This is a genomic window from Sphingomonas sp. Ant H11 (genome assembly GCF_000797515.1).
Lineage (GTDB): Bacteria > Pseudomonadota > Alphaproteobacteria > Sphingomonadales > Sphingomonadaceae > Sphingomonas.
The window spans coordinates 20,424-29,132 of record NZ_JSBN01000178.1; the positions used below are offsets into that span (position 1 = coordinate 20,424).

General features: G+C 64.9%; 6 protein-coding genes and 3 pseudogenes. 5 read left to right on the plus strand and 4 right to left on the minus strand.

Features of this window, described 5'->3' with window-relative positions; genetic code table 11:
* Positions 1-54: 54 nt before the first annotated feature.
* Positions 55-1,134, plus strand: coding sequence for a hypothetical protein (locus NW75_RS21155; protein WP_231565366.1), 1,080 nt, complete (start codon positions 55-57; stop codon positions 1,132-1,134).
* Here the strand turns inward: NW75_RS21155 and NW75_RS27060 are convergent.
* On the minus strand, positions 1,131-1,538 hold the full coding sequence (locus NW75_RS27060) for a hypothetical protein (protein WP_231565367.1): 408 nt from the start codon (positions 1,536-1,538) through the stop codon (positions 1,131-1,133). The two genes, NW75_RS21155 and NW75_RS27060, sit on opposite strands and share 4 nt — an antisense overlap.
* On the opposite strand from NW75_RS27060, the gene NW75_RS21160 reads away from it, so the two are divergent.
* From NW75_RS21160 to NW75_RS24100, 3 genes and pseudogenes are all read left to right on the plus strand, one after another.
* Complete coding sequence (locus NW75_RS21160) at positions 1,512-2,285, plus strand: DUF2336 domain-containing protein (RefSeq protein WP_231565368.1); 774 nt, start codon at positions 1,512-1,514, stop codon at positions 2,283-2,285. The genes NW75_RS27060 and NW75_RS21160 overlap by 27 nt on opposite strands.
* Positions 2,282-3,677: pseudogene (locus NW75_RS21165) on the plus strand (sensor histidine kinase). Before NW75_RS21160 ends, NW75_RS21165 begins: the two are co-directional and overlap by 4 nt.
* Positions 3,678-3,822: 145 nt before the next feature.
* A pseudogene (locus tag NW75_RS24100) lies at positions 3,823-5,321 on the plus strand (protoglobin domain-containing protein).
* Positions 5,322-5,351: 30 nt separating this feature from the next.
* On the opposite strand, the gene NW75_RS21175 reads toward NW75_RS24100, so the two are convergent.
* The 3 genes from NW75_RS21175 to gltX are packed head-to-tail and all read right to left on the minus strand — an operon-like array spanning position 5,352 to position 8,322.
* Entirely contained in the window at positions 5,352-5,537 is a 186-nt protein-coding gene (locus NW75_RS21175; RefSeq protein ID WP_033967377.1) for a hypothetical protein, read from the minus strand.
* Between the two features lie 5 nt (positions 5,538-5,542).
* The gene (locus NW75_RS21180) at positions 5,543-6,829 is read right to left on the minus strand and encodes a citrate synthase (RefSeq protein WP_033967370.1); all 1,287 of its coding nucleotides are present in this window, start codon (positions 6,827-6,829) and stop codon (positions 5,543-5,545) included.
* Positions 6,830-6,849: 20 nt separating this feature from the next.
* Complete coding sequence (gene gltX / locus NW75_RS21185) at positions 6,850-8,322, minus strand: glutamate--tRNA ligase (protein WP_052192564.1); 1,473 nt, start codon at positions 8,320-8,322, stop codon at positions 6,850-6,852.
* A gap of 85 nt (positions 8,323-8,407) precedes the next feature.
* On the opposite strand from gltX, the pseudogene NW75_RS21190 reads away from it, so the two are divergent.
* A pseudogene (locus NW75_RS21190) lies at positions 8,408-8,709 on the plus strand (ComEC/Rec2 family competence protein); the annotation flags it as partial.

Below are 8,709 nucleotides of genomic sequence, written 5' to 3' on the forward strand. Positions count from 1 at the left end.
CGAAGATGCCGATGATCGCGCGGGTGTACTCGCGGCGACCTGCCTTTTGGCGGGTTGACGCTGATCGAGTTCCAGGCGCGCTTATTGGTGGCGGCGGGCGCGACCCACATCATTCTTGTCGTCGCGCGGATGACGCCGGAATTGCTGGGCGCGATCAGCCGCATCGGGCGGCGCGGCGTATCGGTCGATGCAGTGCGCAGTGCGCGCGAAGTGCTGGAAAAACTCCATCCGCTCGCGCGCGTGCTTGTCGTCGCGGACGGCGTGGTGACCACGGGCGACGTCGTCCAGGCGATTGCCGCCGCGCCGCAGGATACGCTGCTGGTCACCGACCAGATGGATCCGCATTATGAACGTGTCGGGGCCAATGTGGCGTGGGCGGGCCTCGCCTTGCTGGATTGCAAGCGCATTGCCGAAGTCGCCGCCTTGCCGCGGGATTACGATTTTCAGTCGACCTTGCTGCGGGTTGCGGCGCAGGCGGCGGCGGATCAGGTCCGGCTCGATCCGCATATGGCCCCCGGGCACAGTATCGAGCGCAGTACGCAGGCTCTGGCCGCGCGTGGCAATGGAACAGTCGCGGCGCTGGTCAGCAAACCGGCGCGTTGGGCCGAACGCTTTTTGCTGTCGCCGCTCGTTCGCCTGATATTGCCACCGCTGATGACGCGCGGCGTCGGATCGATCGCGTTGCTGGCGGGGGGCGTGGCCGTTGCGCTTGGCGGTTGGTTGACGATTTTTCTTGGGCACGCTGCGGCCGGGATGGCAGTGACGTACCTTGCCATTGCCATCGCCGCGATCGCAGCGGCGCTGGCCTGGGTCCGCGACGAGGGCGCGGTGGCGCGCCTCGCGACGCATGCCACCCCGGCAATTGTCGCGGTGGCCGCCCTGCTGGTCGGCTATGGCGCAGATCGACCGGCCGGTCTGATCCTCGCATTTGCCTTCATTATCATTGCGGCTCTGCTCGAACGGATCGCCGGATCGGCACCGGTCCGGCGTTTATGGGCCAGCCCCGTCGCCTATCCGCTGGTTATGCTGCCGCTGTTGGCGGTGGGGCAGCCGCTGTTCGCGCTAGGCGCTGCCGCACTATACGCTGTCGTGACGCTGGCGGTCGCCATTGAGGGCTTTCTCGAAAAGCCTTAGTCTCGCTTTAACGACAACCCCTTATTGCCGAGATCATGTCGAATGAATGTGGCGACAAGGATGACGCGGCCGATCGGGCCGTCACGGCACTGCTCACACGGGCAGCGACGGCGGATTCGCACGCCGACGATCGGCTGCGCGTGGCCATTGCAGACTTTTTCCTGGCAGATGCCGCGCGACTGGACGATCGCACGCGAATCGCGATGGCGGCGACGCTCGGCGATCTGGTCCAGGCGGTAGAAGGCGCGTTGCGCCACCACGCCGCTCGTTTGCTGCTGGCGCGCGAGGCAGCGCCCCTGTCCGCCGCCATTGAAGCGGAGGAACCGTCGATTTTTCAGCGCCTGGCGCAAGCCGGCGTTTTGCGCGATCCCGAACTGATGCGAGAGCTGCTTGGCCGCGTCCAACAGGATCTTCTGACCGATGCATTGTCAGGTGAATCGCCCGACGATCCCGACCGTCCGAGCCTGTTGCCACGTCTTGCCGGTGCGGCAGATCGCGTTATCTCGGCCAGTGCCGTCGCCTTGATGACGGCGGAAAGCCGTCGCCGGGTTGCGCCCACCCCCGGCCAGCCTGCCGTTACCGATCTTCCCGCCGAGCTGCATCACCGAGTCATCTGGTGGGTCGCGGCGGCGATCCGCGAGAGCATGGGGCCGCTGGAAAGCGAATCGCAAGCGCTGCTTGATCGCGCATTGGTCGATGCCGCGCTTCGCAGCATCGCCGCGCATGATGAGGGCGATCGGCTGGAAGCCACAGCGCTGCGCCTGGCCAGCGCGCTCGATCCACAGGCGAGCGAATTGGCGATCCTCCTGGTCGAGGCGCTGGCCGATCGGCGTCTCTCGCTGTTCATCGCGTTGCTCGCGCGCGCGCTGGGGCTTGATTATAGCGACGCGCGCGAGATCGTTCTCGATCGCGACGGCAGCCGGTTCTGGCTGGTGTTACGGGCGCTGGAACTGGATCGTGCGGCGATCGCGCGGATCGGGCTTGCGCTTTGCGAGGCGGACCCGGCTCGAAACCTCGATCGTTTCGCCGACGGGATTGACGACATTCTGGCGATTTCCCCCGCGACGGCCCGCCACGCCCTTGCCCCATTGTTGCTGCATCGCGATTATCGTGCGGCCCTGGTGGCACTGGGGCGGAGGACGCACCAATGAACGTGAGTGAGCCAATGTTGCCGCCGGTGCGCGGCATGGTCGATCGGGACGGGCGTCTGGTCGAGGCGGATCAGCGCCTTCATGACCTCAACGCGCGCGCCGGTGGCGACATCGGGCAGCCGCTGGCGGTGCCCCAAATCGCCGCGCTCGCGCGGTTGGCGCAGCGGCTTGGTATTCTGGTATCGCGCGGCGTGGTTGCGGCGGATGGGCCGGATGATCTGGAATTGTGGGTCCGGGCCGAGCCCGAATCCGCTGCGACGTCGGGCAATGTCCGTTTGCACATCACCGGCTGGCGCAGTCGCGCGGCATGGCAACCGGCGGCGGCGGCCGAGGAGCGCGCCACCGACTTTCTGCGAAGCGAGGGCGATTGGCTGTGGGAAACCGACAGCGCGTTGCGGCTGACCTTCCTGTCGCTGTCGGCCGGGGCACGTTATGGCTTCGATGCCGGAGCAATGCTGGGCCAGCCGCTCACCCGCTTGTTCGTACTGGGGGGAGGGGGATGGCGGGGTCTTCCCGATTCTCGGCGGGTTGGCGTTGCAGCAACGCTTCGACGATCAAGTGGCGACGATTCGCGCGACCGGGCATCGCGTTCGTCTTGCCGCCACGCCACGGACCGACGCCCATGGGGCCTTTTCCGGCTTTGTCGGTGCAGCGTATGCGCTGGACGACAGCGTTCCGCCGACGGTGATCCCGCCCGCTGCGCCCGCAGCTGCGGATGCCGTCACCACCGCTTTTGCGATGCGGCTGGATCAAGCGCTGCGCGCGCCGCTCGATCGCATCATCGCCAATGCCGACAGCATTCATGCCCAGTCGGAAGGGCCTTTGCGGCAGGATTACGCCGATTATGCCGCCGACATTGCCAGCGCCGGGCGGCACTTGATGGGCTTGGTCGACGATCTGGTGGATCTCCAGGCGATCGAGCGGCCCGATTTCGTGGTGGCCAAGGAAGCCATCGACCTGGCCGACGTGGCACGCCGCGCCGCAGGATTGCTGCAGGTCCGCGCATCCGAAGCGAAGGTGCGGATCGACCGCCCGTCGCTGGGCGAGACACTGGCCGCGACCGGAGAATTCCGTCGCGCCCTCCAAGTGTTGGTCAATCTGATCGGCAACGCCGTTCGCTATTCGCCGACCGACGGGATGGTCTGGGTGCGCGCGGAGCGCGAAGGCACAGTTGCAGCGGTGATCGTCGCGGATCAGGGGAAGGGCATCGCGCTAGCGGATCAGGCCCGCATTTTTGAAAAGTTCGAACGCGTCGATCCGCGCGAGGTCGGTGGCAGCGGGCTCGGGCTTTACATAGCGCGCCGTTTGGCGCGCGCGATGGGCGGCGACGTGACGGTGGATTCGGCCCCAGGGCAAGGTGCACGGTTTGTATTCACCCTGCCGGGCCGCTGATAAACCCGCGGACTTTGGCGACACTCGCATTATTGGCCTAGTGAAAGGTCGCACAAAAATGCGCCTGTCGAGTCCGATTGTCTAATTTCGTAGTCTATAAAGCGATGAGGGGCCGAACGGTGCCAATACATCGGGACAATTCTACATGATTGACAAGGATGTTCAAACCCGCCTGGATTTCATGGCGATTGACAAACAGCAGCGGGCCGTATTGGCGGAGCTACAACCGGTAGTTCGAACTTTGCTTGGTCCGGCACTGGACCGTTTCTATCACACTGCCCGAAGGACCCCGGAAACCGCGGCTTTTTTTTTCGCGACGACCAGCATATGGCTCATGCCAAGCGGGCACAGGAAAGCCACTGGACGCGTATCGCGACGGGCACGTTCGATCAGGATTTTCACGCCAGCGTCCGCCGCATCGGCGCGGTCCATGCCCGCATCGGCCTTGAGCCGCGCTGGTATATCGGTGCCTACGGGCTCGTCCTGGAAAATCTGATCGCAGGTATCGCGCGCCATTTGTCGCCGTGGCGGCGCCTGTTGTCGCTCTTCCGCGGTCCGAGCGCAGCCGATGCCAGCAGCGCGATCGTCAAGGCCGCCTTACTCGACATGGAATTGTCGGTTTCGATCTACTTCGAAGAAGCGCAAGCAGAGCGCAACAGAGCAATCGAAAGCCTGTCGCAGGCTTTGGCCGCGCTTGCCGACGGCGATCTGAGCAACGACATTGCAAACATGCCGTCGGCCTTTGCCGCGATCGAGACGAGCTTCAACCAGGCGCTTACGTCCTTGCGTGGGTTGATCGGTAGCGTGGTGGCGAGCAGCGCTGGCATTCGTACCGGCTCTTCGGAAATCGCCCACGCGTCGGAAGACCTTGCGCGGCGGACCGAGGGCACTGCCGCCAGTCTTGAGCAGACGTCGGCATCGCTTGTGCAGATCGACTTGCGGCTCAGGGCTACCGCCGCCGCGACGGCCGAGACGGTCAACCGTGCGCAGCAGGCGACCGACACTGTCGCCAACGGTCGCGCGACCGCAGACCAGGCGGTCCAAGCCATGATCCGTGTCGGTGAAAGCGCCAAGGGCATCGATTCCGTAATCGAAGGCCTCGACAAGATTGCGTTTCAAACGCGCGTTCTGGCCATGAACGCGGCGGTCGAAGCGGGGCGCGCCGGAGATTCCGGGCGGGGCTTCGCGGTCGTTGCCGATCTGGTTTCGGCCCTTGCGATGCGCGCCGAGGAAGAGGCGAAGCGCGCCCGCGATCAGTTGACCGTGACTCAGGCCGATATCGGAACCGCAGTCCATGCCGTGAAAAATGTCGATACGTCGCTGACCAACATCTCGGGCGATGTGGAGAAGGTGCACCATCTGCTCGGCTCGATGGCGGACGATGCCGCCGCACAGTCGTCGGCGCTCAGCGAAATCTCAAGCGCGATCAGCTCGATGGATCGCACAACGCAGCAGAACGCCGCGATGGTCGAGGAAACGTCGGCAGCGGCGCGCAACCTGACCGCCGAGGTGGGATCGCTTGCGCAGCAGACCGAGCGGTTCAAGACGGGAAATACCGGGGAGACGGCACGCCCCGCCGCTCGTCGCCCATCTCGTGCGAACGGCCGCGCCGTTAATGCCGCAGGCAGTACTTCGGTTCAATAAACGCCGAATATGCCTGCGTGCGACCAACGCTCAGCGCCGCGACCACCACAGCAGCGCAACGCCCGCCAGCGCGATAAGCGCGCCGTACACCGCCCATTCGCGCTGAGCGAGCATGAAGCTCGACGCGGGCCACAGGATGATGCCAAGGCCCTGGCCCGCAAACAGCAGCCCGAAGGCCAGCAGGACGACGCCCGCCACCAGGGCGAGCGCCTTCACCGCTTTCACGAGCGGGCGTCGAGCGGCACGTAATCGCGCTGCGTCGGGCCCGTGTAGAGCTGACGCGGACGGCCGATCTTCTGCTCCGGATCGGCGATCATCTCGTTCCACTGCGCGACCCAGCCGACGGTGCGCGCGAGCGCGAACAGCGCGGTGAACATCGTCGTCGGGAAACCGATCGCCGAGAGGATGACGCCCGAATAGAAATCGACGTTCGGGAACAGCTTCTTTTCGATGAAATACGGGTCGCTCAGCGCCATTTCCTCGAGCTTCAGCGCGACGTCGAACACGGGGTCCGACACCTTCATCGCGGCGAACACTTCCCGCACGGTCTGCTGCATCACGGTCGCGCGCGGATCGTAATTCTTGTACACGCGATGGCCGAAGCCCATCAGGCGGAACGGATCGTTCTTGTCCTTGGCGCGCGCGATGTACTCGGGGATGCGGTCGACCGTGCCGATTTCGCGCAGCATGTTGAGCGCGGCTTCATTGGCACCGCCATGCGCCGGGCCCCACAGGCAGGCGATGCCCGCCGCGATGCACGCGAAGGGATTGGCACCCGACGAACCCGCGAGGCGGACGGTCGAGGTCGACGCGTTCTGCTCATGGTCGGCGTGGAGGATGAAGATACGGTCCATCGCCTTTTCGATCACCGGATCGACGACATATTCCTCTGCGGGCACGCCGAAGGTCATGCGCAGGAAGTTGCCGGTGTAGCTGAGGTCGTTCTTGGGGCTCATGAACGGCTGGCCGATCGAATATTTATACGCCATCGCCGCGATCGTCGGCATCTTGGCGATCAACCGGTGGCTCGCGATCATGCGCTGCTGCGGATCGGTGATGTCGGCCGAATCCTGATAGAAGGCCGAAAGCGCGCCGACGACACCGCACATGATCGCCATCGGATGCGCGTCCCGCCGGAAACCGCGATAGAAGGTCGCGAGCTGCTCGTGCAGCATCGTGTGGCGGCTGATCGTGTAGGTGAACTTGTCGAGTTCGTCCTTGGTCGGCAGCTCGCCGTTCAGGAGGAGGTGGCACACCTCCATGAAGCTCGACTGTTCGGCCAACTGCCCGATCGGGTAACCGCGGTGGAGCAGTACGCCCTCATCGCCATCGATATAGGTGATCGCCGAATCGCAGCTTGCGGTCGAGGTGAAGCCCGGATCGTAGGTAAACATACCAGTCTGGGCATAGAGTTTTCGAATATCGATCACGTCCGGACCCACGCTACCGTGCAGGACCTTCAAATCGAGATCCTTGTCCGCGGCGTTCAGCTTGACAGTGTCAGTCATCGGTCGTCCTTTCGTGACGTCTATGCGGCCATCTGGTCGGCGATACGCCCCAGGCTCTCGTCGCGCCCGAGCAAGTCGAGCACGTCGAAGATCCCAGGCGAGGTCTTGCGTCCGGTCAATGCGGCGCGCAGCGGTTGCGCGACTTGACCGAGCTTGACCCCTGCATCGTCGGCGACCTGCCGAACCGCAGCTTCGAGCGCCTCCGTATCCCAGTCTTCGACCGCGTCAAGCGCCGCGTGCAGCTGGGCGAGCAATGCGGGGGCAGAACCCGACAGCAGCGCTGTCGCATCGTGATCCATCTCAAGGGGGCGAGTGCGAAAAAGAAAGCCAGCACCGCTGGCCAATTCATTGAGATTGGCCGCGCGCGGTTTCAGCGATGCCATGCTGCGACGCAGAAGATCGAGCTGTTCCGAGTTCGGCGTGACCTCGAGTCGTGGCGCAACCAGCTCAGCCAGGCGCGCATCGTCGGCCTGGCGAATATACTGGCCGTTCAAATTCTCGAGTTTCTTCAAATCGAAACGTGCAGGTGATTTGCCGACGCCGTCCAGATCGAACCACGCGATCGCCTGGTCACGGCTGATGACTTCGTCATCGCCATGCCCCCAGCCGAGCCGCAGCAGATAATTTTCCAATGCTTCGGGCAAAATGCCAAGTTCGTCGCGATAGAATTCGACGCCGACCGCGCCGTGGCGCTTGGACATCTTGGCACCGTCCGACCCGTGGATCAGCGGAATGTGCGCATAGACCGGGTCGGGCCAGCCGCCCTCGATCGCATTCATCGCGCGCATGATGGGAAGCTGGCGGAAGGCGTTGTTGAGATGGTCGTCGCCACGGATGATGTGGGTGACGCCCATGTCGTGATCGTCGACCACCACTGCCAGCATATAGGTCGGCGTGCCGTCCGAACGCAGCAGGACGAAATCGTCGAGCTCGGCATTCTGCACGGTGACGCTGCCCTGGACGCGGTCCTCGATCGTGGTGGCACCCTCGCGCGGTGCTTTCAGCCGCACGACGAACGGCGCGCCCTCGGGGGCCTCGTCGGGCGAACGGTCGCGCCAGCGGCCGTCATAGCGCATCGGCTTGCCCGCCGCTTTTTGCGCCTCGCGCATTTCGGTCAGCTCGTCGGCGGTGGCGAAGCATTTGTACGCCTGGCCCGCCGCCAGCAATTGATAAGCGACCTCGGCATGGCGCGCCGCACGGGCGAACTGGAACACTTCCTCGCCGTCCCAATCGAGCCCGAGCCAGCGCATCGACGTCAAAATCGCGTCGATCGCGGGCTGGGTCGAACGCGCACGATCGGTATCTTCGATGCGCAGCAGGAACTTGCCGCCATGATGACGGGCATAGAGCCAGTTGAACAAGGCGGTACGCGCCCCGCCAATGTGCAGGAAGCCGGTCGGCGACGGCGCGAACCGGGTGACGACCGTGGCGTCGTTGGGGGTGGTGGTGGCGCCGACGGCAGGGGCCGTGGCAGGATCAGATATTGCGCTCAATCGCGCATGCTCCCAGACTTGAGGATGGATGGCCGGATCAGCCTTCAGCGCCCCTAGCACGCACCTTCCCGCGCTTCAAATCGGCGTGCTTCGGGGGTTTGCTGCCGTCAATGCCCGACTCGAGCGGTGGCTTGAGGCGGAGCGCGACCAACTGGCGCTGTGGGTGCCGGTGGCGCTGGGGGCGGGGATCGCCTTGTGGTTCGTGCTGCCCGATCCGGTGGCGTGGCGTGCGGTGGGGTGTCTTGCGGTGGCGGTGGCGCTTGGCGGCGTGGCGTTCGCGCGGCATGGGCGGGCGGCGCGGGTGGTTGCGGTCGGCGGTTTTTGCGTCCTGCTTGGGCTGGCACTGATCTGGGGCCGCGCCGAGCGAGTCGCGGCGGCGTGCCGCGT

Coding starts and splice junctions, on each gene's coding strand:
- NW75_RS21160 (WP_231565368.1), top strand. CDS start 1,512: ATGCGAGAGCTGCTTGGCCGCGTCCAACAGGATCTTCTGACCGATGCA.
- NW75_RS21180 (WP_033967370.1), bottom strand. CDS start 6,829: ATGACTGACACTGTCAAGCTGAACGCCGCGGACAAGGATCTCGATTTG.